The following is a 26514-nucleotide window of genomic DNA, read 5'->3' on the forward strand; positions in this document are numbered from 1 at the left end:
CATGACACAAGAAATGGTCATCTATTTGGCGACAGAGAGTGTGTGGACCTTATTAAAAATATCAATGCCACTTCTACTCATCTCACTGATCGTCGGTCTCGTGATCTCGATTTTACAGGCCACGACTCAAATTCAAGAACAAACGTTATCGTTCGTTCCGAAAATTATCTCGGTCTTCATCGGTCTCGTCATTTTTGGACCGTGGATGCTTCAACAGATTGAAGGGTTCACGCGTTTGATTTTTGAGTTGATGGTCGAGGTTGCTTCGAAATGAATGCAGTCGACTTCATCAGTATGTATGGATTAACGTTCGCGCGACTGTCTGGCTTTTTTGTCAGTGTCCCGTTGTTCTCGACGAGACAATTACCGGTCATGCACCGCGTCGCGTTCAGTGCGTTTTTAGCATACTACGCAATGTTCACACTGACCGAGCCAATTCAAATGACCAATGCGTTTGTCCTGCAAGTCGTCTATGAAGTCATGATCGGACTTTTACTCGGACTGTTAATCAACATCCTATTTTTTGCACCGCAAATTGCCGGTGGGGTCATCGATTTACAGCTCGGATTAGCGATGGCATCCGCATATGATCCGATGTTTGGCGGTCAATCACCATTGATTGGACGATTTTATTATATTTTTACGCTATTCATTTTGTTGACGAGCAACCTGCATCTTCTGCTGATTGACGGCATTTATTATAGCTTTCAAATCTATCCGCCTGGCCAACCGATGATCAACTTTACTGAAGCTTCATTGATGATGGCTGTAAAAGTCGTCACGATGACAATGATGGTCGCGTTGCAATTGGCGTTGCCGATGATGGCTTCCTTACTGCTTGTGGACTTAGCTCTCGGTTTTTTAGCGAAGTCAGCACCGCAATTCAATATCTTTGCCATCGGATTTTCATTTAAACTTATCGCTGGTTTTGCCGTCATGGTTTTATTGATGGGACTGACATTGACAGGAATCAGCCAGTTCATCCCGCTATTACAAGAAGTGATGCACGACTTTATGCTCATATTAGGAGACGCCTCATGAAGAAGCCTCTATATCCTTTATCGGTCAATCTACAGTTTTTTGCAGGTGAAAAGACAGAAAAAGCGACGCCACGTAAACGGGAAGACTCCCGAAAGAAGGGGCAGGTCGCCAAGTCAGCCGATTTGACTGGAGCGTTCGCACTTTTTGCGATGTTTCTTATGTTATCTTTTTTCGGTCCCGTGATTGGGCAGCAATTGCTTTCTTTAATCAGCGATTTACTCAGCCCAGAGTATTTATTGTTTAACGTGACGGGCGGCATGTCGGATATGGTCGTCGACTTAATGCTCCGTGTCGGTTTGATTTTGGCTCCGTTCTTTATCGTCGCCGTCGTGTTTGGGATTCTCATCAATTACCTACAAATCGGAACGTTATTTTCTTTAGAAGCCATTCAACCAAAGCTTGAGCGGATCGACCCAATCAAGGGGGTCAAACGCATCGTCAGTATGAAAGCGGTCGTCGAATTTTTAAAGTCCTTATTCAAATTGTTAATCATCCTGACAACCGCTGTCGCTGTCCTTTGGAAAAATCAGAAAGAACTGTCTCGGATGGCCGTCGAACAAGTTCGTGAATCGATTGTCGCACTCGCGAGTATCACAATCGAACTTGGTCTTTGGGTAAGTGTCGCCTTGCTCGCACTTGCACTACTCGATTTATTCTACCAACGATTTGATTTTGAGAAATCGATCCGAATGTCTAAGCAAGATATAAAAGATGAGTACAAAAATACTGAAGGTGACCCACTCATCAAATCTAAAATCAAACAGCAACAACGGGAAATGGCGATGCGACGGATGATGCAAGAAATACCGAATGCCGATGTCGTCATCACGAACCCGACCCATTACGCGGTCGTCATTCGATATGATGACACGAAAGATTTTGCGCCGCTCGTGGTCGCTAAAGGGGTCGACCGGGTCGCCTTTCATATTCGAGATGTCGCAAAAGAACATGACGTGGCCATTGTTGAAAATAAACCACTCGCGCGAGCGCTCTATGCGCAAATCGACATCGGTGAAGTGGTAGACGAATCGTTTTATCAAGCCATTGCGGAAGTACTGGCATTCGTCTATCAAATGAAGCAACCGTCTTGAGGAGGAGTATGTGTTGGCAGTAAAAGCGAAAGACTTTGCAATTTTGATTGGTGTGTTGATGATTGTCATCATGCTGATCATCCCGCTACCGGGGTTTTTATTAGACTTTTTAATCATCGTAAATATTTTGATCGCCATCATGATTCTACTTGTGGCGATGAATGCCCGGGAAGCACTCGACTTCTCCGTATTCCCTTCTCTCTTATTGATTGTGACGTTGTTTCGTCTTGGTTTGAACGTATCGACGACCCGTTCGATTCTATCGAACGGTTATGGTGGGGAAGTCATTGCGACGTTCGGTGATTTCGTCATCGGCGGAAATGTCCTTGTCGGATTTGTCGTCTTTCTGATTCTTGTCATCATTCAATTCGTCGTCATCACGAAAGGAGCAGAGCGTGTATCGGAAGTGTCTGCTCGCTTCACACTCGATGCGATGCCAGGGAAACAGATGGCCATCGACGCCGATTTGAACTCTGGTTTAATTGACGACAAAGAAGCCCAGATGCGTCGCCGTAAAATTCAAAGCGAGGCGGACTTCTATGGATCAATGGACGGGGCATCGAAGTTCGTTAAAGGAGATGCCATCGCTGGTATTATCATCGTTACGATCAACTTGATCTTCGGGATTATCATCGGTGTCGTTCAAATGGGATTACCAGTTGGAGAAGCGTTCCAAACGTTCTCACTCATGACAATCGGGGATGGCTTGGTCAGTCAAATCCCAGCACTTTTGATTTCGACCGCGACCGGGATCATCGTGACCCGTGCCGTCTCGGATGGAAACTTAGGGGAAGACGTAATCGACCAGCTCGGTCAAAACCCATCACTCCTTTATATCGCCGGGTCGATTGTCTTCATGCTTGGTTTTGTATCACCGCCCCTACTTCCTGTGACGATGATCATTGCCGGAACGGCATTCTTCGGCGCCTACACGATGCGTCGAAATATCCGTCAGGCAACGGAAGAGCCGATGCTCGAAGAGGAACCATCGACAGCGCCGACAGAATCAGTCGTCTCGCTGTTGCAGATTGACTCGATTGAATTTGAATTCGGATATGGCTTGATTCCGCTTGCAGATGAGTCTCAAGGCGGTGACTTGTTAGACCGCGTTGTCATGATTCGTCGTCAACTCGCACTCGAGCTTGGCTTCATCTTACCGACGGTCCGGATTCGCGATCACTTGCAGTTATCACCGAACGCGTACCGAATCAAAGTCAAAGGGAACGTCGTTGCAGAGGGAGAGCTATTGCTGGATCATTACTTGGCGATGAGCCCGGGCATCGAAGACCCTGAGGTATATGGAATTGAAACAACGGAACCAGCATTCGGTCTTCCTGCCCTTTGGATTGATGAAGAAACACGAACTCGGGCAGAAATGAGCGGGTATACCGTCGTTGATCCGCCTTCTGTTGTCGCGACTCACTTGACCGAGACGTTGAAGAAACATGCGGCAGATTTACTCGGTCGGGAAGAGACGAAACAACTCGTCGAGCACCTGAAAGAGACGCATCCGGTTCTCGTCGAGGACGTGACGCCGTCAGTCCTCTCGATTGGCGAAATTCAGAAAGTGTTACGCCACTTACTCCAAGAAAGTGTTTCCATTCGAAACTTGCCGCTTCTGTTCGAGACGATGGCAGACTACGGAAAAGTGACGAAAGACGCGGAAATCTTAGGAGAGTATTGCCGTCAAGGCTTGTCCCGTCAATTGACCGATCAAGTCAAACCACCTGAAGGTCCGCTTTACGTCGTGACACTCGGCGGACAGACGGAACAGACGGTGCAAGACGCGGTTCAGAAAACGGAGTTCGGGAACTATTTGGCGCTCGACCCAGAGCAAGCTCGAGAGATTATCGAGCGCACTGGCGAACAACTGTCGATGTTTGAACGATATGGGGCATCGGCTGTGATTTTATGTTCCCCAACGATTCGTCTGTTCGTTCGTCAATTACTCGAACGGTATTATCCAGATGTGCCGGTATTGGCTTATAACGAATTACTCAGTTCCGTCGAAGTGAAAAGTATTGGGGTGATTTAACATGCAGATTAAAAAGTTTACGGCGAAGACCATGGCTGATGCGATGGCGAAAGTGAAGCAAGAGCTCGGAGACGAAGCGGTCATCCTCAACTCACGACAAGTGAAGACAGGATGGTTCGGTCTCTTTGCGTCAAAGCAAGTGGAGGTCATCGCAGCCCTCGAAAAAGAGCAAGTCGTCACAAAGCCACGACAGCCTGTCCCTGTTCGGACAGCACCAACACCATCTGTCGTGACGCAGACGCCACCACGTGTGATCGGAGGAGCGGGACCGAGACTACACGCCTCGTTGCAACACGTCGAATCGCTGCTCTCGACTGAATCCTTTGCGGATGAGTCGTGGGAGGAAACGCTGAACGAACTGTACTACACGACAAAATCTGTAGAAGAAGCTGAACGTTTCGTGTACGAACAAGTCAAATCGTCGTTCATTGAACCGCCTGAAGCTAGACGATATGTTATGGTCGTTGGACCGACGGGTGTCGGCAAGACGACCACGCTCGCCAAACTTGCGGCGCACTTTAAACTGACGGAAGGCAAAACGGTCGGATTGATCACGACCGACACGTATCGAATCGCTGCCATCGAACAGTTGAAGACGTATGCTGAAATCATGAGTATTCCGGTGGAAGTGGCATATGACTTTCATGACTTCAAGCGTGCCAAGCAATTGTTTGCTCGTAAAGACATCGTGCTAATCGACACGGCGGGACGAAATTTCCGCGATCCGGCTTACGTCGAACAGTTTCATGAACATCACGACTTCACTGAAACAAGCCTTTCGCTCGTTTTGAGTTTGACATCCAAAACGAAGGACATGGATATGATCTATTCGCAATTCGAATCATTGCCTCTTAGCTCACTCATTTTTACGAAGGCGGACGAGACAAGTGATATCCACGCGATGTACCGCATGGTGAAAAAGAGCGGTCTTCCGGTCGCCTGGATGACAGACGGCCAAGAAGTGCCGGACGATCTGATTCGGGGACAAGCGGACGCGTTGACGAAACGACTGTTTGAGAAAGAAGGGTGGGCAAGATGGACCAAGCAAGGCGTTTAAGAGCTATCAATGATGCCCATCCGACGACAATCGCCTTTGCGAGTGGGAAAGGTGGGGTCGGAAAGACGAACGTCTGTGTAAACACGGCCATCGCCCTAGCTGAACTCGGAAAACGAGTGTTGATTGTCGACTTCGACATCGGAATGGCCAATGTGCACATCTTGATGAATGCCATGAAGTCCAGAACGATGATCGAGACCGTCAAAGCTCGTATTCCATTGGCTGCAGCTGTTCAGAAAAATGTATATGGTGTCGATATATTACATGGAGGGAGTGGGCAGGACCAACTCGTCCATCTCTCAGATGATGACATGCAATTTCTCATGCGAGAACTCGAAGTATTGACCGAATATGATTATGTCCTGTTCGATATGGGGGCTGGAGCGACGGACACCTCACTCCAATTCATCGCGGGTTGCGATGAGATGTTCTTGATTTTGACTCCAGAACCTACCTCGCTAATGGACGGTTATGCATATACGAAACTGGTGCACCATCAGTACCCGGACTTACCGCTTGGCGTCATCGTCAACCGAGCCCAGTCCGGTGAGGAAGCCCTTCAATGTTTCGAACGGATGGAAGTCGCATGTAAACAGTTTTTAAATAAGACGATTCGATTCCTCGGCTTTCTACCAGACGACTCATCTGTCAGAAAGGCAGTCATCGCCCAAGTCCCGTTTTATCAATACAACCGAAAGAGTGATATTAGCTGGCGCCTCGAACGAATTTTGACAACGCTTACGGGTACGCCTCCGAAACCACGTCACTTGATGGACCGTTTGATGGGGAACTTACGAAAACAGTGGAACCGAGTATAACGACAGGGAGGCAAATGAGATGGACGTGAATGAATACTTAGGGTTGTTTTTAGATGAATCCCAAGAACATATCCAATCGATCAACACACAGTTACTTAAATTAGAACAATCGGGTGGGGCGGATGTTGTACAGGAGATCTTCCGGTCGGCACACACGCTAAAAGGGATGTCTTCGACGATGGGGTACGAACGCGTTGCCAACTTGACACATGAGATGGAGAGCGCGCTCGACCTCGTCCGTGGCGGCAAAAAGGAAAGTAACCAACTCTTGTTGGATACGATGTTCATCGCCATGGAACAGATGGAAGACATGATTGCGGACATCGAAAGCGGAGGACAAGGCGCGAACGTGGATGTATCAGAAACGGTCGCCGCATTCCAATCCTTCATCGGTGGGAAAGAAGTCGCAGTCGAAAAAACTTCAGAGACGAGCACGTTTGAGATTGATTTATATACGAACTCGGTCATCGAGCAAGCCAAACAGACAGGCTTTGAGGCGTATCAAATCACAGTCAAACTGTCTGACGCGGTCGTCTTGAAAGCGGCCCGTGCGTATATGGTATTCGATCGCCTTCAAGAACTAGGTGAGGTCGTCAGCACACATCCGGAGACAGAAGAAATCGAACAAGAGCAATTTGACTTGTCGTTCGACGTCTTATTCTTGTCACAAGAGACGGCAGAAGTGATTGAACATGCCATCGCTCAAGTATCGGAAGTGGAGCGCGTCGAAGTCAATGCGTTTACAGAAACAGCGGTCAGTGAGCCAGAAGTCGCTGTGACAGCGGAGACGATTGCACCTGAACCTGTCGTTCAAGCTACCTCGGACAAGGAAGAAGCGAAAGATACGAAAGAGCAAGTAGCCGCTCAAGCACAAGCAAAAACGATTCGCGTCAACTTAGAACGAATTGATCGTCTGATGAACTTGTTTGAGGAGTTCATTATCGACCGTGGACGCCTTGAGCGCCTGGCGGACGAAGTCGGTCAACCAGAATTGAATGAAACGGTCGAAAAAATCAAGCGGGGAACGAACGAGTTACAATCACTCGTCTTGACCCTCCGGATGATGCCAATCGAACAAGTGTTCAATCGCTTCCCACGAATGGTGCGTTCGGTCGCAAAAGAGATTCATAAAAAAGTCCAGTTGGACATTTCAGGTGCTGAAACAGAACTCGATCGCACGGTCATCGATGAAATTGGCGATCCGCTCGTCCACTTGATCCGTAACGCCATCGATCACGGCATCGAACGTCCGGAAGTACGTCTTCAAGCCGGAAAACCGGAGCAGGGCATGCTTGCACTCCGTGCGTATCACGGCGGAAACCGAGTCTTCATTGAAATCGAGGACGACGGTGCCGGCATCAACGTCGACAAGGTTCGCTCGAAAGCGTTGGAGCGCGGCGTGATCACAGATGAAGAAGCGACGACGATGTCTGAGAACGAATTGGCGATGCTGATCTTTGCTCCGGGCTTCTCGACGGCAGACGTGGTCACTGACTTGTCAGGACGCGGTGTCGGACTGGATGTCGTCAAAAATAAAATCGAGTCACTCGGTGGGGTCGTTTCTCTAGAGACGGTTGGGGGACAAGGCACGAAGTTCCAGGTCAGCTTACCGCTCACCCTCTCTATCATCTCGGCGATGCTCGTTCAAGTGGGAGAGGAATCGTATGCGATTCCATTGACATCGATCCTTGAGACGACATTACTTGATGAAGCGGACATTTTGACAGCACACCGTGAGCGAGTCTTCGACTTCCGTGGTCAACTGGTCCCACTCGTCTACATGAAAGAAATGTTTGGCATCGAATCAGAGACGAAGTCGCAATTCCCGGTCGTCGTCGTTCGAAAAGGCAACAAACTCGTCGGCGTCGTCGTCAACGATTTGATCGGTCAACAAGAAATTGTCATGAAACCGCTCGGTACGTATCTTGAAGGGATTCCAGCTATCTCTGGTGCGACCATTCTTGGTGACGGTCGCGTCGCCCTTATCGTAGATAGTAACGATCTCTTTTAAGGAGGAATATTGATGGAACAGAAATGGGTAGTCTTTTCACTTGAAGAAAATACGTATGGGATCGACGTACAGTCGGTCCGTTCAATCGAGCGACTTCAGCCGATCACACGAGTGCCGAACGCACCGTCACATGTGAAAGGGGTCATCAACCTTCGTGGTGTCGTCACGCCGGTCATCGACCTTCGCTTGCGACTCGGCTACGAAGAAATCGAACCAACGGATGAAACGCGCATCCTGATCGCCTCGTTGAATCAAGGAGATGCCGGATTTATCGTCGACCGTGCGAATGAGGTCGTGGAAAGCGACGAAGTACGAATCGAACCGATTCCGGAATCGAGTCGCGATATGCTCTCGGCACATCTGACAGCCATCGCAAAAGGAGAAGATAAACTCTTCTCCTTACTCGATGCGAATGCGTTGTTTGAGGAACAGTATGCTGAGTGAGTTTGAACAAGACCTGTTAAAGGAACTGGGAAATATAGGGTCTGGACATGCGGCGACTGCCTTGTCGGCAATGCTTTCGAAACCGGTGAACATTACCGTGTCTTCTGCCGAAATGGAACCGATCACCTATTTACCAGAGCGAGTCGGCGGTCCGGAACGACATGTTGCCTCGGTCTTGTTGGAATTAGATGGTGATATTCGTGGAATGATCCTCATTTTGTTCGCCGTGGAAGATGCCGAGCAAATGGTTTCGACCTTGATTGGGATGCCATATTCATTTGATTCTTTTGATGAGCTCGGCCAATCGGCTTGGGAAGAGGTCGGGAATATTATGAGCGGTGCTTATGCGCGAGCGCTAGGTGACTGGTTACAGACACCGATTATGATTCAAGTGCCGGCAACGGCCATCGATATGGCAGGTTCGATTGTTGAATTTGTCGTCACGTCTGTACAACCTGAGGAAGACGCGGCGCTCTATATCGACACGACATTTATGATTGATCAAAAAGTAAGTGCAGGACATGTGTTGTTCCTACCAACACATGGGTCGCTCAAACGGATTCAAGAACGGTTGCTTGGCAATGGCTGATGTATTAAAAATCGGCATTGCCGAATGGAAGCAGACGACCGCACCAAATCGGTTACGTACAGCCGGACTCGGGTCATGTGTGGGTGTCATTTTATATGACACCCGCCTCCAATTGGCAGCGATGGCACATGTCATGTTGCCGGACTCGACGATTGCTCGTAAGAACCAGACGATTGAAGTAGGAAAATACGCAGATACAGCCATTGATACACTCGTGCATTCATTGAAACGAGAAGGGGCCACGCGGCTTCAAGCAAAGATGGCAGGCGGCGCTCAGATGTTTCAGTTTAAATATGAGAACGAGGCGATGCGAATCGGTGAGCGAAACGCCGAGGCCATCCGCCAAGCATTAAAAGTCCATCGTATTCCGCTCGTGGCAGAAGATTGTGGCGGACATAACGGGCGGACAATCGAGTTTGATGTCGCAACATCTGTCTTATCGATTCGGACGGTGAGCGTAGGTACGAAAGAACTATAAGGGGGGATCGACATGACGACTCATCTTACACAGTTGTGGGATCGCTGGAATATGGACCGTGATATGGATACAGCAAACGAATTACTAGCACATTACGAGTTTCTCATCCACTACCACGTACAACGGATGATCGTGACGCTTCCAAAGAGCGTCGAACGCGACGAATTGAAAAGTTTGGGTTACATGGGATTGTACGATGCCCTTATGAAATATGATCCAGAGCACAATAATAAATTTGATACGTATGCTGCGTTTCGGATTCGTGGAGCCATTATCGACGGTTTACGAAAAGTGGATTGGTTACCTCGGTCGGTTCGAGAAAAAGTGAAAAAAATCGATCAGGTGGCAGAACAGCTTGAACAGTCGTTACATCGTGCTCCAACGAAGAGCGAGTTAGCTTCGGCATGCGACTTACCGATTGCAGAAATCGAACGAACGATGGCGGAAGGGTACTTTGCCAATATGTTGTCGATTGATGAGGCCGTGACGTTGCAAGAAGAAGGAAAAGTCATGTCTGTCACGTATTTCGACCCGGATTCTGAAAAGCCAGAAGATACGTTGTTGCAACGCGAATTGATTGATGTGCTGGCAGCAGAAGTCGACCATTTATCCGAAAAAGAACGACTCGTCGTCTCTTTGTTTTACTTTGACGAACTGACGTTGACGGAGATTGGGGAAGTGCTCGAACTGTCAACATCAAGGATTTCGCAAATTCATTCCAAAGCGTTGAAGACATTAAAACACGCGCTCGGTCGGTCCTATTTAGAAGAAAAGACATCGTAAGGAGATGAACAAGTGTATATTGTATATGTGATCACAGCTTGTTTGGTTGCTTACGGTTTTTTATTCGGCTACCGACAAGTCCAAGCGCTTCAGGAACGAGTCGAACGGCTCGAACGAGAGAAGCAAGAGACCGAAACGTTGCTTCTTTCATTCATGGAGTCGATGAACGACCTCGTTGTTCAAGAACCCGTTGAACGTTCGAACGTGGTTCAACAGGAAGAAGCTTCATCGCTCCCTGTCAATGAGTCCGTTCAAACGGTCGTAGAGGCGACAGAAGAGACGACCCCGTCCGCGTCAATCGACGTGGACGATGTCTTGTTGCGACATTCCGTGCGGGACGCTGCCCGTATCCTCGGAAAAGGCGAGGGCGAGCTTGCGCTTTATGCGAAACTTCGTAAAAAGTGAGAGTTGCCGGATTTCGTGACATATGCTATAGTAATTCTCGGTGTTAAACACATCACACACGTCTCGGGATGATATTCCTCGGTGCCGAAAGGTCGGAATACAACAATGAACGAGGCGGAGGACTTTTTTAAACCACAAGGAGGAAATTTATCATGGCAGTAATTTCAATGAAGCAATTGCTTGAAGCTGGTGTACACTTCGGTCACCAAACACGCCGTTGGAACCCAAAAATGGCGAAATACATCTTCACAGAGCGTAACGGGATCTACATCATCGACCTTCAAAAGACGGTCAAAAAAGTAGACGAAGCTTACAACTTTGTTCGTGAACTCGCGGCAGAAGGCGGAAACGTCCTCTTCGTTGGTACGAAAAAACAAGCTCAAGATACAATCAAAGAGGAAGCAATCCGTTCTGGAATGTTCTTCATTAACGAGCGGTGGTTGGGTGGAACACTCACTAACTTCTCAACAATCAAAAAGCGTATCAACCGCTTGAAGCAACTCGAAAAAATGGAAGAAGACGGCACGTTCGAAGTACTTCCTAAGAAAGAAGTCATCATCTTGAAGAAAGAAATGACTCGTCTTGAGAAGTTCCTCGGCGGAATCAAGGATATGCCTGGTGTGCCTGACGCCCTCTTCATCGTTGACCCACGTAAAGAGCGTATCGCAATCGCGGAAGCTCACAAATTGAACATCCCAATCGTTGCGATTGTCGACACAAACTGTGACCCAGACGAAATCGACTACGTAATCCCAGCGAACGACGATGCAATTCGTGCAGTTAAATTGCTCACTTCTAAGATGGCAGATGCAATCATCGAAGCGAAGCAAGGTGAAGAAGAAGTTGCTGAAGAAGCTGTAGCGACAGAAGCTGAAGCTACAGAAGCTGAGTAATCAGTGAGACAATAGGTGATAAAGGGAAAGCCTTTTATCACCTTTTTTTAGGACATGTAATCAAAAAGCCCTGTGCTTTTTCTTAAAATTCGTTAGTTTTACAAGGAGGAATTTCCGATGGCAGTTACAGCAGCAATGGTAAAAGAACTTCGTGAAAAAACAGGAGCAGGAATGCTTGATTGCAAAAAAGCACTCGTTGAAACAGACGGTGACATGCAAGCAGCAATCGACTTCCTTCGCGAAAAAGGAATCGCTAAAGCAGCAGCAAAAGGTGATCGTATCGCCGCTGAAGGTTTGACAGCAGTAGCAGTTGAAGGCAACAAAGCTGTGCTCGTCGAAATCAACTCAGAAACAGACTTCGTTGCGAAGAACGAGAAGTTCCAAACACTCGTAAACAACGTAGCAAAAGCAGTACTCGCATCAGGCGCAACAACTGCAGAAGCTGCACTCGCGGCTGAGTACGAAGCAGGTAAAACACTTGAAACGTACATTCAAGAAGAAGCTTCTACAATCGGAGAGAAAATCTCACTCCGTCGTGTAGCTGTTCTTGAAAAAGCTGACGATGCAGTATTCGGTACGTACCTCCACATGGGTGGTCGCATCGGGTCAGTCGTTGTAATCGACGGCACATCTGACGAAACAGTTGCTAAAGACGTTGCAATGCACGTTGCTGCAGCACGTCCACTTTACGCGACACGCGATGAAGTATCAGCTGAAGAAATCGACCGCGAGAAGAAAGTCTTGACTGAGCAAGCACTTAACGAAGGCAAGCCTGCTAACATCGTTGAGAAGATGATTGCTGGTCGTATGAACAAGTACTTCGAGGAAATCTGCCTCGTTGACCAAACGTTCGTAAAAGACAGCGACTTCAAAGTTGGTAAGTACGTAGAATCAAAAGGCGGAAAAATCAACTCGTTCGTACGCTTCGAAGTAGGAGAAGGTATGGAGAAACGTGAAGAGAACTTTGCTGAAGAAGTTATGAACCAACTTAAAAAATAATCTGTGTCACAATCAGTGATGCAACTAAAAATGGGAACACGTCTGTATAACCTTGAGTTAGTTCGTTAAGGGAGCGTGTTCCCTTTTTTCAAGCAAGAGGAGGCAAAGTTATGGAACCGAAATATAAACGAATTGTGTTAAAATTGAGTGGAGAAGCGCTCGCTGGAGATCAAGGTTACGGGATCGACCCTAACATTGTAAACTCAATCTCAAGTCAAATTAAAGAATTGATCGAGATGGGTGTAGAAGTCGCCGTTGTTGTAGGTGCCGGAAACATTTGGCGTGGAAAGACGGGTAGTGAACTCGGGATGGATCGGGCAAACGCAGATTACATGGGTATGCTCGCAACTGTATTGAACTCACTTGCTCTTCAAGATAGCCTTGAAACGTACGGTGTCCAAACGCGCGTCCAAACATCAATTGAAATGCGACAAGTTGCTGAACCATACATTCGTCGTCGCGCAATGCGTCATCTTGAAAAAGGACGCGTCGTTATCTTTGCGGCCGGCACAGGAAACCCATATTTCTCAACGGACACGACAGCTGCTCTCCGTGCGGCTGAAATCGAAGCTGATGTCATCTTAATGGGTAAAAACAATGTGGACGGCGTCTATTCAGCTGATCCGAAATTGGACGCGACGGCAGTGAAGTACGATACGTTGTCTTATCTTGACGTCTTAAAGGATGGACTTCAAGTCATGGACTCGACAGCAACGTCACTTTGTATGGACAACCACATTCCATTGATTGTATTCTCATTGCTTGAAGAAGGTAACATTAAACGTGTCGTTCTCGGGGAACATATCGGGACGGTAGTAGGAGGAGTCAATTCATGAGTGTCAAAGAAGTATTGAAAACAGCTGAAGAAAAAATGGAAAAAGCGCATTCTTCACTTAAACGTGATTTTGGAACGCTTCGCACTGGCCGTGCCAGCGCATCGATTTTGGATCCTGTCCAAGTTGATTACTATGGTGTCCCAACACCACTCAATCAAGTGGCAAACATCAATACACCAGAAGCGCGCCTACTTTTGATTCAACCATGGGATAAGTCAATGGTTTCTGAAGTAGAGAAAGCGATTCAAAAGGCAGACCTCGGCTTGTCTCCATCATCTGACGGTACGGTCATTCGTTTGGCGATTCCTGCATTGACGGAAGAACGTCGTAAAGAATTAGTTAAAGTCACGAAAAAATACGCAGAAGAAGCGAAAGTCGCTGTCCGTAACGTTCGTCGTGACGCAAATGAAAACTTGAAGAAACTCGAGAAAGATGGCGAGTTAACAGAAGACGATCTCCGCGGATATGCAGATGACGTTCAAACGTTGACGGATTCGTATATCAAGAAGATTGATGAATCTGCAGCAATTAAAGAAAAAGAAATCATGGAAGTGTAATCACGGAAGTGGTATACCAAAAAGCTGTGTGGGGACCCTTTTTCTGAGAGGGTCCTTCTTTCATACAATCAGGAGGATAACAGAATGTTTAAATGGGTGAATCCTAAAACGAAAATCGAGGCGGAGTTAAGTGTTCCTGAGCACGTAGCCATCATTATGGATGGAAATGGACGCTGGGCCAAAAAACGTGGTCTCCCTCGCATCATGGGTCACCGGGAAGGGATGAAGTCCATCCGGGAAGCGGTACGAACAGCACAAGAACTCGGGATTCGGTCTCTGACGCTTTATGCGTTCTCTACAGAGAATTGGACTCGTCCGGAAGAGGAAGTCTCATTCTTGATGAAACTGCCGAAACAGTTTTTGGAGACCGATTTGAAAGAACTCCACGAACAGAATGTACGAGTGCTCGTTGCGGGAGATACGTCAAAACTCCCACGAGAGACACGAGAAGCCGTTAACGAGGCGAGAGAACGGACCGTTGCGAACACAGGGTTGAATCTTGTCTTCGCACTCAACTACGGGGGACGGGATGAGCTCGTTCAAGCGATGCGCAGCATTGCAGGAGACGTTCAGTCCGGTTTGGTTCAGGCAGACGACATCGATGACCGTATGATTGGTGAACGGCTCATGACACACGTCCAAGACGTGGATCTCGTTATTCGGACGAGCGGGGAACAACGACTCTCTAACTTTTTATTATGGCAAAGCGCGTATGCTGAACTTCATTTCACAGAAGTATTGTGGCCGGAATTTAAGCGTGAGCATTTTGTAGAAGCGATTGAATCATACAACGCGCGCACGCGACGTTTTGGTGGGGTGTAACATGAAGACACGTATTATTACAGGACTATGGGCAGGAGCCATCTTCATCACGGTAATTGCGCTTGGAGGAAATGCATTTGTTTCATTGATGGGGATTTTAGCACTCATCGGATTGAGTGAATTCACGTTGATGCGACAGCATAAGCTGTTGGCGTTTCCGTTCTTGGTGACAGCGCTCCTCGTGGCGTTCCCATTCCTCTTATTATTGATTGAGAATCAGGTTGTCACGGATGAACTTCCGTTCTCGATTGAACAATGGCTCGTCTTAGGGCTCGTACTGTTGCTGTTTTGGACAGTGGTCACGAAAAATCGGTTCACGTATGAAGACGCTAGTTTTTACTTCGTCTCAGCGGTCTATTTGGTCGTCGGTTTCTCTAGTTTTGCGTTAGTCCGGCTCTCTGAGGACGGTCTATCGAAAGTGTTGCTGATCTTGTTTATGATTTGGGCGACGGACTCGGGAGCATATTTTACCGGAAAGGCATTCGGAAAAGCCAAATTATGGCCATCGATTAGTCCGAACAAGACGATTGAAGGGGCGATTGGGGGCATTGTGTCTGCGATTGTACTCGGTATCATCTTCGTCTGGATTGATCCGATTTTGCCGATAATTGAGGTCGTCATTTTAGCGATTGTCGTGGCGGTAGTCGGACAGCTCGGAGATTTGGTGCAGTCTGCTTATAAGCGCCAGTATGGAGTCAAAGATTCGGGTCACCTGTTACCAGGACATGGTGGCATTTTAGACCGGTTTGATAGTATGATTGCGGTCTTTACCGTCATTTGGGTGTTTAATCTGCTTTAAAAAGGAGTGTCGAAATGAAGCGAATTAGCTTAATTGGTGGGACTGGTTCGATTGGCGTTCAAACTTGTGACGTCATCGAACAGCACCCCGACCTGTTTGAACTTGAGGCGTATGCGTTCGGAACGAACGTCGATGTCGCCACGGAATGGATCAATCGACTTAGACCAAAATATGTGTCGGCAACGAGTATCGAAGTACTCGAGCAGTTGAAGCCACGTCTTACATATGAACCTCTCTATTTTATTGGACCGGAGGGGCTGAAGGAGTGTGCGACGGCAGAAAGGGCTGACATCGTCGTGACGGCAGTCGTTGGAGCAGTTGGACTCGAACCGACGCTTGCGGCGATTCAAGCAGGGAAAGATATTGCACTCGCCAACAAGGAAACACTCGTTACCGCAGGACATCTTGTCAAAGCGGCCGTGAAAGAACATGGGGTCAACCTATTGCCTGTCGACAGTGAACACTCCGCGATTTATCAATGTTTGAACGGGGAACGAAGAGAAGATGTATCAAAGATTATTCTAACGGCTTCAGGAGGTAGTTTCCGTGATCGTTCACGTGATGAGCTGGCTGATGTGACTGTTGAAGACGCACTGAATCATCCGAACTGGTCAATGGGAGCAAAAATCACAATCGATTCGGCGACGATGTTCAACAAAGGCTTGGAAGTCATCGAGGCACACTGGCTGTTCGATATCGATTATAATGATATTGAAGTCATCTTGCATCGTGAATCGATTATTCATTCGATGGTCGAATTTAAAGATGCTGCCGTGATGGCCCAGCTTGGAAACCCGGATATGCGTGGTCCGATCCTTTATGCGCTATCGGGACCGAAGCGGCTTGAAATCGAGGGGAATAAGCGGTTAAACTTGAAGGAAATCGGAAAGCTGCATTTTGAAGAGGCTGATTTCAATCGTTACCCGGCACTCCGGTTAGCGTTCGAAGCAGGAAGAGCCGGTGGTTCCATGCCGACCGTCTTGAATGCAGCCAATGAAGTGGCAGTGGACCTATTCTTGAACGGTCAGATCACGTTTTTAGAGATTGAACGACTCGTCGAAGAAGCGATGGCTCGACATGAGGTCATTGCCGAGCCGACGCTCGCACAAATTCTAGAAGTTGACCGAGCAGTACGTCAACAGATTCAGCAAGGAATTGAAGGTGGGGAATAAATCATGACGACTTTTATCGCCATCGTTTTGATGTTTGGCGTTCTCATTTCGGTACACGAATGGGGACACCTCGTCATGGCGAAACGGGCAGGCATTCTCTGTCACGAGTTTGCAATCGGATTCGGTCCAAAAATTGTTTCATTCCGTAAAAATGAAACGCTCTATACCATTCGTCTTTTACCAATCGGTGGCTACGTCAAAATGGCCGGAGAAGATTTTGAACCGATTGAAGTCCGAGCGGGTCAGCATGTCGGACTTCGTCTCACTGAACAGGGGACGGTCGATCGTGTCTACTTCCAACCGGACACGGCTACAGATGTCCATGTCGTCGGAACCGTCGATAAGTTCGATTCGACACATGAGTTGAAAGTTCAACTTCTCATCGATGAGGAAGTGCGGGTCTATTCATTAGAGCGAGACACACTCCTTGTCGACCAAGGGATGGAAATTCAAATTGCACCGTATGATCGAACGTTTGGGGCCCAGTCGGTTTGGAAGCGTGTCTTGGCCATCGCAGCCGGTCCGGCGATGAACTTTGTCTTGGCGTTCATCTTGCTCATTATTGTTGGGGTCGTTCAAGGAACCCCAACGAACGATGGTCAAATCGGTACGGTTCAACCGGATTCAGCCGCTGATGAGGCTGGTTTGATGAGTGGGGATGAAATCGTCTCGATTGAAGGCGAGCCGATTACCGATTGGCTCGACTTGCGATCTGCTTTAGAAGACCGCGCGGACACCCCTACGGAAGTCACGTATGTCCGTGATGGAGAGGAAGCAACTGTCACCCTTACACCACAAGCAGTCGAACAAAACGGAGAGACGGTCGGGATTCTTGGTGTCACGAACGCGCTCGAACGATCACCGGTCAAAGCCGTGACGACGGGGGCGGAAACGACATGGACGATGTCGACGCTGATTTTCTCTGCGGTCGGTGATTTGGTGACAGGACAAGTCGGTGTCGATCAACTAGCAGGTCCGGTCGGGATTGTACGGATGACAGATGAAGTAGCGGCGAGCGGTTTGATCATGCTGTTGAATTGGACAGCGCTTCTCTCCGTCAACCTTGCCATCTTCAACTTGCTCCCATTGCCAGCGTTAGACGGAGGACGTTTGATTTTCCTCTTGTTCGAAGCGGTACGCGGACGTCCAATCGATCCGAAAAAGGAAGGATTCGTCCACTTTATCGGATTCGCACTCTTGATGATTTTAATGTTGATTGTCACTTGGAACGACATTCAATCATTCTTTAAATAAGCTGTTTGTAGAGAAGGGAAACGTTGAACTGTATGAAACAATCTAGATTGCTCATGCCTACATTGAGAGAAGTGCCGGCTGACGCGGAAGCGGTCAGCCATCAACTCCTCGTCCGTGGAGGATTCATCCGTCAAAATGCGGCAGGAATTTATTCTTATCTTCCACTCGGACATAAAGTGTTACACAACATCCAAACGATCATCCGCGAAGAGATGAATCGTGCCGGAGCTCAAGAGCTATTGATGCCTGCCATCCAACCGGCAGAACTTTGGGAAGAGACAGGACGATGGGGCATTTACGGTCCTGAGTTGATGCGCTTGACGGACCGTCATGACCGTCGCTTCGCACTCGGTGCGACACACGAAGAATTGATTACATCGATCGTCCGAGATGAGCTCAACTCGTATAAAAAACTTCCGATGAACTTGTACCAGATTCAAACGAAGTATCGTGATGAGCGTCGACCACGTTTTGGATTGCTGCGCGGACGCGAATTCTTGATGAAAGACGCCTATTCATTCCACGCGACACAAGAAGACTTAGATGAAGAATATACAAACATGTATAATGCGTACTCACGTATCTTCGACCGTACAGGACTGAAGTATCGTCCGGTCGTCGCAGACTCTGGGGCAATCGGCGGGAAAGACACGCATGAATTCCAAGCGCTTGCGGATATTGGTGAAGATACAATTGTCTACACGGACACGTCGAACTATGCGGCGAATATCGAGATGGCCGAAACGCTCGACCGTTATGAGATGCAACAAACTGACGTTCGGCCGCTCGAAAAAGTGAACACGGAAGAAAATCGTACGATTGAGGACGTGGCGGCATTCTTGAATGTGGACCCGAAGACGACAATCAAATCTGTCTTGTTTAACGTGGATGGCGAAACCGTCATGGCAATCGTTCGTGGCGACCACGAAGCGAATGAAGTCAAAGTGAAGAACGCACTCGGTGGACTCGACATTCAACTTGAAGAAGAAGCGAAAATCGTTGAGTTATTCAACTGTGCACCAGGTACACTCGGACCGATTAACGCTCCAGTCAAAGTCGTTGCCGACTATGCGGTCAAATACTTAGTGGATGCTGTCTGTGGTGCTAACGAGGCGAACACACACTACACGGGTGTAAATGCTGCGCGCGACCTTGCCGAGATGACATACCACGATTTACGTTTCGTTGTCGAAGGCGATTTGGCACCGGATGAGTCCGGTCCGGTTCGTTTTGCTCGTGGGATTGAAGTGGGACAAGTATTTAAACTCGGAACACGATATTCAGAAGCGATGGGTGCGACATTCCTCAACGAAGAGGGTCGTGCCGAACCACTCATCATGGGTTGCTACGGCATTGGGGTGTCACGCACACTTTCAGCCATCGTCGAACAACATCACGACGAGCGTGGAATCATTTGGCCACGTAACGTAGCGCCGTTCGATCTCCATTTGATTGCAATCAACGCAAAAGATGAGACGCAAGTCGAGTTGGCGAACCGTCTTTATGAAGAGCTCGGTCAAACATACGATATCTTGTTCGACGACCGGAAAGAACGTGCGGGCGTCAAGTTTGCCGATGCAGATTTGATCGGACTCCCGATTCGCGTGAACGTCGGGAAAAAAGCTGGCGAAGGCATCGTTGAAGTGAAAGTACGTGCAACAGGTGAAGTGATTGAAACATCAATCGATGAATTGAAAGAAGTCATCGCTTCAAAATTTAGCGAAGTTCATTAATGGATGAAGGTGACAGCGGAAGCGGTCACCTTCATTTGTCGAATTGGCATAAAGGGGGAAAGACGGACCCGTGGAAGCAAATCAAAAGATGCAATTATTATTAAGTGACCTTGGGATCACGACCGAGACGGACCTGTTTGATCAGGCCGAACTCTCACGACTCGTCGTCAATAAGAAGCGACGGACGTGGACGTTCTATTTTTCATTTCCAGCAGTATTGCCATACGACGTGCATCAATTGTTCATGAGTCGACTAGAAAGCCGTTATGCAACGTTTGCGGATGAGGTGTACGCTCGGTTCTCGACAGTAGCGGGTGGGAGCGAACAAGACTATATCGACTATTGGCCACGAATCGTCAGCGAGTTGAGCCAAGTATCTGGCGCGATGCGCAATTATTTCGGCTCCGTTTCGCCACGATTCGAGCAGAACAAACTTATGATTCCGGTGCGTTCCGCACCTGAGGCGAGTTATGTGGACAAAGAGCTCTGTCAAGAAGTACAGGCGCTCTATAGTGCCTATGGGTTCACGAAAAAACCGTGTCAGGCTCAATTTTCGGAAGACGCTGAGGCAAATCAAGCCCTTCGCGAACAGGTCGTTCAAGAAGATATCGAACAAGCGAAAATGGCACTGGCTGCCCAATTCGCCAAGGCAACAGAAACGAACGACGAACCGATTACAGAAATCCGGATGGGTGCGCTCATTAAAGATGAGATTGTCCCAATCAAGACGATTATCGAGGAAGAACGACGTGTCGCGATTCGTGGACTCGTCTTCTCAGCAGAGCGCAAAGAGTTGAAGAGTGGTAAGAAACTATTCACGTTCAAGATGACGGATTACACAGACTCATTGATTGTGAAGGTATTTGCACGCGATGACGATGACGACCGTATGCTTAGTGCCGTCAAAAAAGGGATGTGGATTCAAACGGCCGGTCGGGTCGAAGATGATTCGTTCATGCGCGAACTATGTATGATGGCATCTCAACTTCAAGAAGTAAAAGTAGAACCACCACGTGACGAATGGGAAGGTGAGAAACGCGTCGAACTTCACGCGCATACGCAGATGAGCCAAATGGATGCCGTCACAAATGTCTCGTCGCTCGTCGCTCGTGCCGCAAAATGGGGACACCGTGCCATTGCCATAACCGACCATGCTGGAGTTCAGGCGTTCCCGGAAGCGTATTATGCCGGGAAGAAAAATGATATCAAAGTGTTATACGGAGTCGAGGCGAACGTCGTCAACGATGGTGTCCCTGTCGCTTATCATGCGACCGATGTGGCATTGGATGATGCGACATACGTCGTCTTCGACGTCGAGACGACGGGACTTTCTGCCGTCTACAATAAAATCATCGAACTCGCTGGGGTTAAAATCAAGGACGGAGAAATCATTGACCGGTTTGAGGCGTTCGCCGACCCGAAACATGACTTGTCAGCGACCACCATCGAATTGACAGGGATCACGGATGACATGGTCCAAGGTCAACCGGACCCGGAAGTGATCACGAAACAGTTCGTCGAGTGGTGTGGCGACAGCATTCTCGTTGCCCATAACGCGTCATTCGACATGGGCTTCCTCGAGGCGACACTCCGTAGTGGTGGGCATGAACCGGACGATTACCCGGTCATCGACACGCTCGAACTTGCTCGAACGTTGATGCCGACGTTGAAGAATCATCGACTCAATACACTCGCGAAGCGATTCGATATCGAACTGACACAACATCACCGTGCCATTTACGATGCGGAAGCAACGGCGTATTTGCTCATGAAGTTACTCGATCTCGCTAAGCAGATGTTCGAAATGACGACACATCGCTCGTTGAACGCGAAAGTCGGCAGTGACGTGTCGAAGATTCGTCCGTTCCATGCGACCATCTACGCGAAAAACAAAAAGCCAGGACTTCGTCATTTATACGAGCTCATCTCCTTATCTCACATCGATTACTTGTATCGGATGGCACGCATGCCACGTTCCGAGCTTGTGAAACGGCGAGAAGGATTATTGATTGGTTCGGCTTGTGATAACGGGGAGATTTTTGACGCCGCCTTGAACAAGTCGGATGATGAACTCGAGAAGATGATGTCATTTTATGACTTTATCGAGATTCATCCCCCGGCACTCTACCACCATTTGATTGACAAAGAGATTGTGACGAATGAATTAGAACTCCGCGAAATCATTAAGCGCATCATTCGTGTCGCCGAGAAGGCCGAGTTACCGGTTTGTGCGACAGGGAATGTGCACTATCTAGATCGGTCCGACCGGTCTTATCGCGAAATCTTGATTCGTACACAAGGTGGGGCAAACTTCATCAATACGCGTAAGGAATTACCACATGCGCACTTCCGGACGACAAAAGAAATGATGGAAGAGTTCAAGTTTTTAGGTGACGATTTAGCGCGTGAAATCGTCATCACGAATCCGAATGCAATCGCCGATCAGATTGAGTCGATTCAAATCATCCCGGATGATTTGTACACACCTAAAATTGAAGGGGCAGATGATGAGGTTCGGAATATGAGCTACGACATGGCTCGCTCCATCTATGGAGACGAGTTGCCTGAAATCGTGGAGGCGCGTCTTGAGAAAGAGCTCAAATCGATTATCGGTCACGGGTTCGCCGTCATTTATTTGATTTCGCATAAACTCGTTAAAAAATCACTCGATGATGGATATCTGGTCGGTTCGCGGGGGTCGGTCGGGTCGAGTCTCGTCGCAACGATGACGGAAATCACTGAAGTCAACCCGCTACCGCCTCACTACGTCTGTCCGAACTGTCAGCACTCACATTTCTTTAATGATGGATCGGTCGGTTCGGGGTATGACTTGCCAGACAAGGAGTGTCCGGAGTGCGGCACGTGGTACAAAAAAGACGGTCATGATATTCCTTTCGAGACATTCCTTGGTTTCAAAGGGGACAAAGTACCGGATATCGACTTGAACTTCTCAGGTGAATATCAACCGCATGCCCACGCCTATACAAAAGTACTGTTCGGAGAAGAATACGTCTATCGTGCCGGGACAATCGGAACGATTGCCGACAAAACGGCTTATGGATACGTGAAAGGCTATGCGACCGAGAACGATAAGATTTACCGGAACGCCGAAGTCGACCGTCTCGTTTCTGGGGTCACCGGTGTAAAAAGGACGACGGGGCAACACCCAGGGGGTATCATCGTCGTACCGGACTATATGGACATCGCGGATATCTCCCCGATTCAATATCCGGCGGATGACAATTCGTCTGAATGGAAGACGACTCACTTCGACTTCCACTCCATCCATGACAACTTATTGAAACTTGATATTCTCGGGCATGATGACCCGACCGTCATCCGGATGTTACAGGATTTGTCTGGTATCGATCCAAAGACGATTCCGACAGATGACCCGACAGTCATGAAGATTTTTTCTTCACCAGAAGTGCTTGGGGTGACACCAGAACAGATTGAATCGAAAACCGGGACGCTCGGGATTCCAGAATTCGGGACGAAATTCGTTCGTCAGATGCTTGAAGAGACAAAACCGTCGACGTTCTCGGAGCTCGTTCAAATTTCCGGTCTATCCCACGGAACAGACGTTTGGCTCGGGAACGCGAACGAATTGATTTATAACGGGACGTGCGAACTGAAGGATGTGATTGGTTGTCGAGATGACATCATGGTCTATCTGATTTACGCGGGCCTCGAACCGTCATTCGCCTTTAAAATCATGGAATCCGTCCGGAAAGGGAAAGGGCTAACGGAAGAGATGGAGTCCGAGATGCGAGAGAATGACGTGCCGGAATGGTATATCTCGTCTTGTAAGAAAATCAAGTACATGTTCCCGAAAGCACACGCGACTGCCTACGTGTTAATGGCGGTCCGGATTGCATACTTTAAAGTACATCATCCGATTCTGTACTACGCGACGTACTTTACCGTTCGAGCGGGAGATTTTGACTTATCCGCGATGATCAAAGGTCCCCAGGCCGTTCGTAAGGCGATGTCGGATATTCGAGAAAAAGGGTTCGATGCGACAGCGAAGGATAAAGGGCTACACACGGTCCTCGAACTTGCGCTCGAAATGCTCGAGCGGGGAATGAAGTTCCAAAACATCGACTTGTATCGGTCGAGTGCGACAGAGTTCTTGATTGAAGACAATACGCTGATTCCACCTTTCAACGCGGTCGATGGACTGGGAACGAATGCGGCAAAAGCGATTGTCGAAGCAAGGGAAGAAGGACAGTTCCTTTCGAAAGAAGATTTGCGGAAACGTGCGAAACTTTCGAAAACGGTCATCGAGACACTCGATACGATGAAATGTCTCGAAGGTCTGCCTGATGAGAACCAACTCTCATTCTTTGATTTTGGGGTGTAAGTTGCGATTTATCGGGAAAATATGATATATTAGTATCGAACAAAGTTGGATACTACGACGGAAAGGAGTAGGGAACCCTACTCCTTTCTTGTATGTAAAAGCCAGAAGGAGGGATGAGAGTGTCCAAAATAACAGAAGTCGTTGAATCGATTGCGTTGCCGATCGTAGAACGAGAAAACATGGAATTGGTCGATGTGGAATTTGTTAAGGAAGGTCCAGACTGGTTCTTGCGCGTCTATATCGATAAGCCGGGGGGCGTCGATTTGGACGATTGCGTCAATATCAATGAACAGCTCTCGGAAAAACTAAACGAAACCGATCCGATTGAACAGGCTTATTATCTTGATGTCTCGAGTCCTGGTGCGGAGCGTCCGCTGAAAAAGCCGAGCGATTTTGAACGTGCGGTAGGCAAAAATGTCTACATGAAAACGTTCGCTCCGATCGATGGTGCCAAAGAGTTTGAAGGAATTTTGACGGCATATGATGGGGAAACGGTCGTGATCGAGACACGCATCAAGACAAGAAAAAAAGCGGTATCGCTACCGGTTGACAAAATTGCACAAGCCCGCTTAGCGGTCACGTTTAGTTAAGGAGAGGGAAGAAGATGGGTCCACAATTACTCACTACAATCGATCAGATTGCCAAAGAAAAAGGAATCGACAAAAATATCATTATCGATGCACTCGAACAAGCGCTCATTTCTGCGTATCGCCGCAACGTGGCGAACCCGAACGAGCACGTGAAAGTCGAGTTTGATCAGGTGACGGGGGATATCCGTGTCTACGCTTTGTTAGAAGTCGTAGAGCGCCTCACGCAACCGGACCAACAGCTCTCACTCGAAGAAGCACATGAAATCGATCCGAACTATGAGCTCGGCGATTTCCATAAAGAAGAAGTCACACCGAGTGATTTCGGACGTGTCGCGGCGATGACGGCAAAACAAGTCGTCACACAGAAGATGCGTGAAGCGGAACGCGAACGCATCTACAACCACTTCGCTGACAAAGAAGATGAAATCATGACAGGGATCGTGGAGCGTTTTGACCCACGCAACCTGTATATCGGTCTCGAAAACAACATTGAAGCTGTATTGACACCGAATGAACAGATGCCGAACGAGTCATACCAAATTCATGATCGCATCAAAGTATACGTGACAAAAGTAGATTCAACGACGAAAGGTTCAGGTGCAGCGATTCAAGTTTCGCGTACGCATCCGGGACTTTTGCGCCGTTTGTTCGAACTCGAAGTTCCAGAGATTTCAAACGGAACAGTTGATGTGATGTCAGTATCGCGTGAAGCGGGTGACCGTTCGAAAATCGCTGTACATTCGGATATCGTCGACCCAGTCGGCGCTTGTGTCGGACCGAAAGGACAACGTGTTCAAACAATCGTCGACGAATTGAACGGCGAGAAAATTGATATCGTCCGTTGGTCTGAAGACCCGAAAGAGTTCGTTCGTAATGCACTCAGCCCGGCTCAGGTCGTTGCGGTATATGTCAACGAGCCAGCAAAATCGACGACAGTCGTCGTACCGGACTATCAATTGTCACTCGCGATCGGGAAACGTGGTCAAAACGCCCGTCTCGCTGCGAAATTGACAGGATGGAAAATCGATATCAAGAGTGAAACGGATGCCGAAGCACTTGATTTGTTCGATACGTTCGCTGAAAAAGTTGAATCAGAACCAGAAATTGTTCAAAATGAAGTAGAACAAGACTTATCAGATGCTACAGTTGAAATGACTGCGGTGAAAGAAGAGGAATGACCATGAAGCAAAAGAAACTTCCTTTGCGTAAGTGTGTGGTCACACAAGAAATGCTCCCGAAAAAAGAATTGATTCGTGTCGTTCGGACGCCTGAAGGTGACGTGGTCATCGATCAGACGGGTAAAGTGAACGGTCGTGGCGCATACTTATCAAAAGATATCGAAGTCGTCCGTCAAGCAGAGAAAAAACGGACGCTCGACCATCACTTGAAAGTAAAGACGAGCGACGACTTGTATGAACAGTTGAAAGCTGTCGCAGGTGGCGAATCATGAGCCAGTGGGAATCATTGTTAGGCCTTGCTGCTCGAGCGAGGAAAGTAACGATGGGAGAAGAGTTTGTATTAAAGGATGTACGAGCGGGTCGTGCCAAGCTCGTCATTCTAGCCGGAGATGCAGGTGCCTCGACGAAAAAACGAGTCACTGACAAATGTGCGTCTTATCAAGTGCCATTGATTGAAGTGAGCGATCGCTATACAATCGGGGCTGCACTCGGTAAAGACATGCGTGTCGTCGTATCGGTGACAGAATCCGGATTTGCGAACAAGCTTAAGCAACTTCTCTCTTAAC

General features: G+C 48.2%; 26 protein-coding genes. All 26 read left to right on the top strand.

What is annotated here, in order from left to right; translation table 11 throughout:
• Position 1 precedes the first annotated feature (1 nt).
• The 26 genes from fliQ to GVY42_RS01850 all read left to right on the top strand — a co-directional run bounded on the left by fliQ (position 2) and on the right by GVY42_RS01850 (position 26513).
• Complete coding sequence (fliQ, locus tag GVY42_RS01725) at positions 2 to 274, top strand: flagellar biosynthesis protein FliQ (RefSeq protein WP_015881403.1); 273 nt, start codon at positions 2 to 4, stop codon at positions 272 to 274.
• The gene (gene fliR, locus GVY42_RS01730; protein ID WP_074037236.1) at positions 271 to 1041 is read left to right on the top strand and encodes a flagellar biosynthetic protein FliR; all 771 of its coding nucleotides are present in this window, start codon (positions 271 to 273) and stop codon (positions 1039 to 1041) included. The genes fliQ and fliR overlap by 4 nt, the downstream gene beginning before the upstream one ends.
• Entirely contained in the window at positions 1038 to 2132 is a 1095-nt protein-coding gene (flhB, locus tag GVY42_RS01735; RefSeq protein ID WP_159562095.1) for a flagellar biosynthesis protein FlhB, read from the top strand. The genes fliR and flhB overlap by 4 nt, the downstream gene beginning before the upstream one ends.
• 13 nt (positions 2133 to 2145) lie before the next feature.
• Positions 2146 to 4167, top strand: coding sequence for a flagellar biosynthesis protein FlhA (flhA, locus tag GVY42_RS01740; RefSeq protein WP_159562096.1), 2022 nt, complete (start codon positions 2146 to 2148; stop codon positions 4165 to 4167).
• 1 nt (position 4168) lies between these two features.
• Positions 4169 to 5224 (top strand): GTP-binding protein, encoded by a 1056-nt coding sequence (locus GVY42_RS01745; RefSeq protein WP_159562097.1) that lies wholly within the window; start codon positions 4169 to 4171, stop codon positions 5222 to 5224.
• Positions 5203 to 6042: a MinD/ParA family protein gene (locus tag GVY42_RS01750; RefSeq protein ID WP_015881408.1), complete on the top strand. Its 840-nt coding sequence runs from the start codon at positions 5203 to 5205 to the stop codon at positions 6040 to 6042. The genes GVY42_RS01745 and GVY42_RS01750 overlap by 22 nt, the downstream gene beginning before the upstream one ends.
• 19 nt (positions 6043 to 6061) lie before the next feature.
• Complete coding sequence (locus tag GVY42_RS01755) at positions 6062 to 8053, top strand: chemotaxis protein CheA (RefSeq protein ID WP_159562098.1); 1992 nt, start codon at positions 6062 to 6064, stop codon at positions 8051 to 8053.
• 12 nt (positions 8054 to 8065) lie between these two features.
• Positions 8066 to 8497 (top strand): chemotaxis protein CheW, encoded by a 432-nt coding sequence (locus tag GVY42_RS01760; protein ID WP_015881410.1) that lies wholly within the window; start codon positions 8066 to 8068, stop codon positions 8495 to 8497.
• Positions 8487 to 9086 (top strand): chemotaxis protein CheC, encoded by a 600-nt coding sequence (locus tag GVY42_RS01765; RefSeq protein ID WP_015881411.1) that lies wholly within the window; start codon positions 8487 to 8489, stop codon positions 9084 to 9086. Before GVY42_RS01760 ends, GVY42_RS01765 begins: the two co-directional genes overlap by 11 nt.
• Positions 9079 to 9564, top strand: a complete 486-nt coding sequence (locus GVY42_RS01770; RefSeq protein WP_031421691.1) for a chemotaxis protein CheD — start codon at positions 9079 to 9081, stop codon at positions 9562 to 9564. Before GVY42_RS01765 ends, GVY42_RS01770 begins: the two co-directional genes overlap by 8 nt.
• A 12-nt stretch (positions 9565 to 9576) precedes the next feature.
• Positions 9577 to 10347 (top strand): FliA/WhiG family RNA polymerase sigma factor, encoded by a 771-nt coding sequence (locus tag GVY42_RS01775; protein ID WP_159562099.1) that lies wholly within the window; start codon positions 9577 to 9579, stop codon positions 10345 to 10347.
• A gap of 12 nt (positions 10348 to 10359) precedes the next feature.
• On the top strand, positions 10360 to 10752 hold the full coding sequence (locus GVY42_RS01780) for a hypothetical protein (RefSeq protein WP_074037229.1): 393 nt from the start codon (positions 10360 to 10362) through the stop codon (positions 10750 to 10752).
• Between the two features lie 152 nt (positions 10753 to 10904).
• The gene (gene rpsB, locus GVY42_RS01785) at positions 10905 to 11645 is read left to right on the top strand and encodes a 30S ribosomal protein S2 (protein WP_015881415.1); all 741 of its coding nucleotides are present in this window, start codon (positions 10905 to 10907) and stop codon (positions 11643 to 11645) included.
• A 117-nt stretch (positions 11646 to 11762) separates the two neighbouring features.
• Positions 11763 to 12644 carry a translation elongation factor Ts gene (gene tsf / locus GVY42_RS01790; protein ID WP_078146717.1) on the top strand — a complete coding sequence of 294 codons (882 nt, stop codon included), beginning with the start codon at positions 11763 to 11765 and terminating at the stop codon, positions 12642 to 12644.
• A gap of 110 nt (positions 12645 to 12754) precedes the next feature.
• Positions 12755 to 13480, top strand: coding sequence for a UMP kinase (gene pyrH, locus GVY42_RS01795; protein WP_015881417.1), 726 nt, complete (start codon positions 12755 to 12757; stop codon positions 13478 to 13480).
• Positions 13477 to 14037 (top strand): ribosome recycling factor, encoded by a 561-nt coding sequence (frr, locus tag GVY42_RS01800; protein WP_031421698.1) that lies wholly within the window; start codon positions 13477 to 13479, stop codon positions 14035 to 14037. Before pyrH ends, frr begins: the two co-directional genes overlap by 4 nt.
• A gap of 84 nt (positions 14038 to 14121) precedes the next feature.
• On the top strand, positions 14122 to 14859 hold the full coding sequence (locus GVY42_RS01805; protein WP_159562100.1) for an isoprenyl transferase: 738 nt from the start codon (positions 14122 to 14124) through the stop codon (positions 14857 to 14859).
• A gap of 1 nt (position 14860) precedes the next feature.
• The gene (locus GVY42_RS01810; protein ID WP_159562101.1) at positions 14861 to 15658 is read left to right on the top strand and encodes a phosphatidate cytidylyltransferase; all 798 of its coding nucleotides are present in this window, start codon (positions 14861 to 14863) and stop codon (positions 15656 to 15658) included.
• Positions 15659 to 15672: 14 nt separating this feature from the next.
• Positions 15673 to 16830 (top strand): 1-deoxy-D-xylulose-5-phosphate reductoisomerase, encoded by a 1158-nt coding sequence (gene dxr / locus GVY42_RS01815; protein WP_159562102.1) that lies wholly within the window; start codon positions 15673 to 15675, stop codon positions 16828 to 16830.
• A 3-nt stretch (positions 16831 to 16833) separates the two neighbouring features.
• Positions 16834 to 18084: an RIP metalloprotease RseP gene (gene rseP / locus GVY42_RS01820; RefSeq protein ID WP_159562103.1), complete on the top strand. Its 1251-nt coding sequence runs from the start codon at positions 16834 to 16836 to the stop codon at positions 18082 to 18084.
• Positions 18085 to 18116: 32 nt separating this feature from the next.
• Positions 18117 to 19817: a proline--tRNA ligase gene (locus GVY42_RS01825; RefSeq protein ID WP_159563631.1), complete on the top strand. Its 1701-nt coding sequence runs from the start codon at positions 18117 to 18119 to the stop codon at positions 19815 to 19817.
• 70 nt (positions 19818 to 19887) lie between these two features.
• Positions 19888 to 24180 carry a PolC-type DNA polymerase III gene (locus GVY42_RS01830; protein WP_159562104.1) on the top strand — a complete coding sequence of 1431 codons (4293 nt, stop codon included), beginning with the start codon at positions 19888 to 19890 and terminating at the stop codon, positions 24178 to 24180.
• 113 nt (positions 24181 to 24293) lie between these two features.
• Positions 24294 to 24770, top strand: a complete 477-nt coding sequence (gene rimP / locus GVY42_RS01835) for a ribosome maturation factor RimP (RefSeq protein WP_193343250.1) — start codon at positions 24294 to 24296, stop codon at positions 24768 to 24770.
• Positions 24771 to 24784: 14 nt separating this feature from the next.
• A complete protein-coding gene (gene nusA, locus GVY42_RS01840; protein ID WP_159562105.1) occupies positions 24785 to 25948 on the top strand; it encodes a transcription termination factor NusA in 1164 nt (387 codons plus the stop codon).
• A complete protein-coding gene (gene rnpM / locus GVY42_RS01845; protein ID WP_193343251.1) occupies positions 25945 to 26220 on the top strand; it encodes an RNase P modulator RnpM in 276 nt (91 codons plus the stop codon). Before nusA ends, rnpM begins: the two co-directional genes overlap by 4 nt.
• Positions 26217 to 26513 (top strand): YlxQ family RNA-binding protein, encoded by a 297-nt coding sequence (locus GVY42_RS01850; protein ID WP_015881428.1) that lies wholly within the window; start codon positions 26217 to 26219, stop codon positions 26511 to 26513. Before rnpM ends, GVY42_RS01850 begins: the two co-directional genes overlap by 4 nt.
• Position 26514: the final 1 nt, after the last annotated feature.

Origin of the sequence: Exiguobacterium sp. 8A (assembly GCF_902506275.1) — a bacterium.
GTDB lineage: Bacteria > Bacillota > Bacilli > Exiguobacteriales > Exiguobacteriaceae > Exiguobacterium > Exiguobacterium profundum.

Coding starts and splice junctions, on each gene's coding strand:
- GVY42_RS01850 (WP_015881428.1), top strand. CDS start 26,217: ATGAGCCAGTGGGAATCATTGTTAGGCCTTGCTGCTCGAGCGAGGAAA.
- rseP (WP_159562103.1), top strand. CDS start 16,834: ATGACGACTTTTATCGCCATCGTTTTGATGTTTGGCGTTCTCATTTCG.
- fliR (WP_074037236.1), top strand. CDS start 271: ATGAATGCAGTCGACTTCATCAGTATGTATGGATTAACGTTCGCGCGA.
- rpsB (WP_015881415.1), top strand. CDS start 10,905: ATGGCAGTAATTTCAATGAAGCAATTGCTTGAAGCTGGTGTACACTTC.
- frr (WP_031421698.1), top strand. CDS start 13,477: ATGAGTGTCAAAGAAGTATTGAAAACAGCTGAAGAAAAAATGGAAAAA.
- fliQ (WP_015881403.1), top strand. CDS start 2: ATGACACAAGAAATGGTCATCTATTTGGCGACAGAGAGTGTGTGGACC.
- GVY42_RS01810 (WP_159562101.1), top strand. CDS start 14,861: ATGAAGACACGTATTATTACAGGACTATGGGCAGGAGCCATCTTCATC.
- rnpM (WP_193343251.1), top strand. CDS start 25,945: ATGACCATGAAGCAAAAGAAACTTCCTTTGCGTAAGTGTGTGGTCACA.
- GVY42_RS01745 (WP_159562097.1), top strand. CDS start 4,169: ATGCAGATTAAAAAGTTTACGGCGAAGACCATGGCTGATGCGATGGCG.
- GVY42_RS01760 (WP_015881410.1), top strand. CDS start 8,066: ATGGAACAGAAATGGGTAGTCTTTTCACTTGAAGAAAATACGTATGGG.
- GVY42_RS01750 (WP_015881408.1), top strand. CDS start 5,203: ATGGACCAAGCAAGGCGTTTAAGAGCTATCAATGATGCCCATCCGACG.
- flhB (WP_159562095.1), top strand. CDS start 1,038: ATGAAGAAGCCTCTATATCCTTTATCGGTCAATCTACAGTTTTTTGCA.
- GVY42_RS01755 (WP_159562098.1), top strand. CDS start 6,062: ATGGACGTGAATGAATACTTAGGGTTGTTTTTAGATGAATCCCAAGAA.
- nusA (WP_159562105.1), top strand. CDS start 24,785: ATGGGTCCACAATTACTCACTACAATCGATCAGATTGCCAAAGAAAAA.
- GVY42_RS01805 (WP_159562100.1), top strand. CDS start 14,122: ATGTTTAAATGGGTGAATCCTAAAACGAAAATCGAGGCGGAGTTAAGT.
- GVY42_RS01765 (WP_015881411.1), top strand. CDS start 8,487: ATGCTGAGTGAGTTTGAACAAGACCTGTTAAAGGAACTGGGAAATATA.
- rimP (WP_193343250.1), top strand. CDS start 24,294: ATGAGAGTGTCCAAAATAACAGAAGTCGTTGAATCGATTGCGTTGCCG.
- GVY42_RS01770 (WP_031421691.1), top strand. CDS start 9,079: ATGGCTGATGTATTAAAAATCGGCATTGCCGAATGGAAGCAGACGACC.
- GVY42_RS01775 (WP_159562099.1), top strand. CDS start 9,577: ATGACGACTCATCTTACACAGTTGTGGGATCGCTGGAATATGGACCGT.
- pyrH (WP_015881417.1), top strand. CDS start 12,755: ATGGAACCGAAATATAAACGAATTGTGTTAAAATTGAGTGGAGAAGCG.
- dxr (WP_159562102.1), top strand. CDS start 15,673: ATGAAGCGAATTAGCTTAATTGGTGGGACTGGTTCGATTGGCGTTCAA.
- GVY42_RS01825 (WP_159563631.1), top strand. CDS start 18,117: ATGAAACAATCTAGATTGCTCATGCCTACATTGAGAGAAGTGCCGGCT.
- tsf (WP_078146717.1), top strand. CDS start 11,763: ATGGCAGTTACAGCAGCAATGGTAAAAGAACTTCGTGAAAAAACAGGA.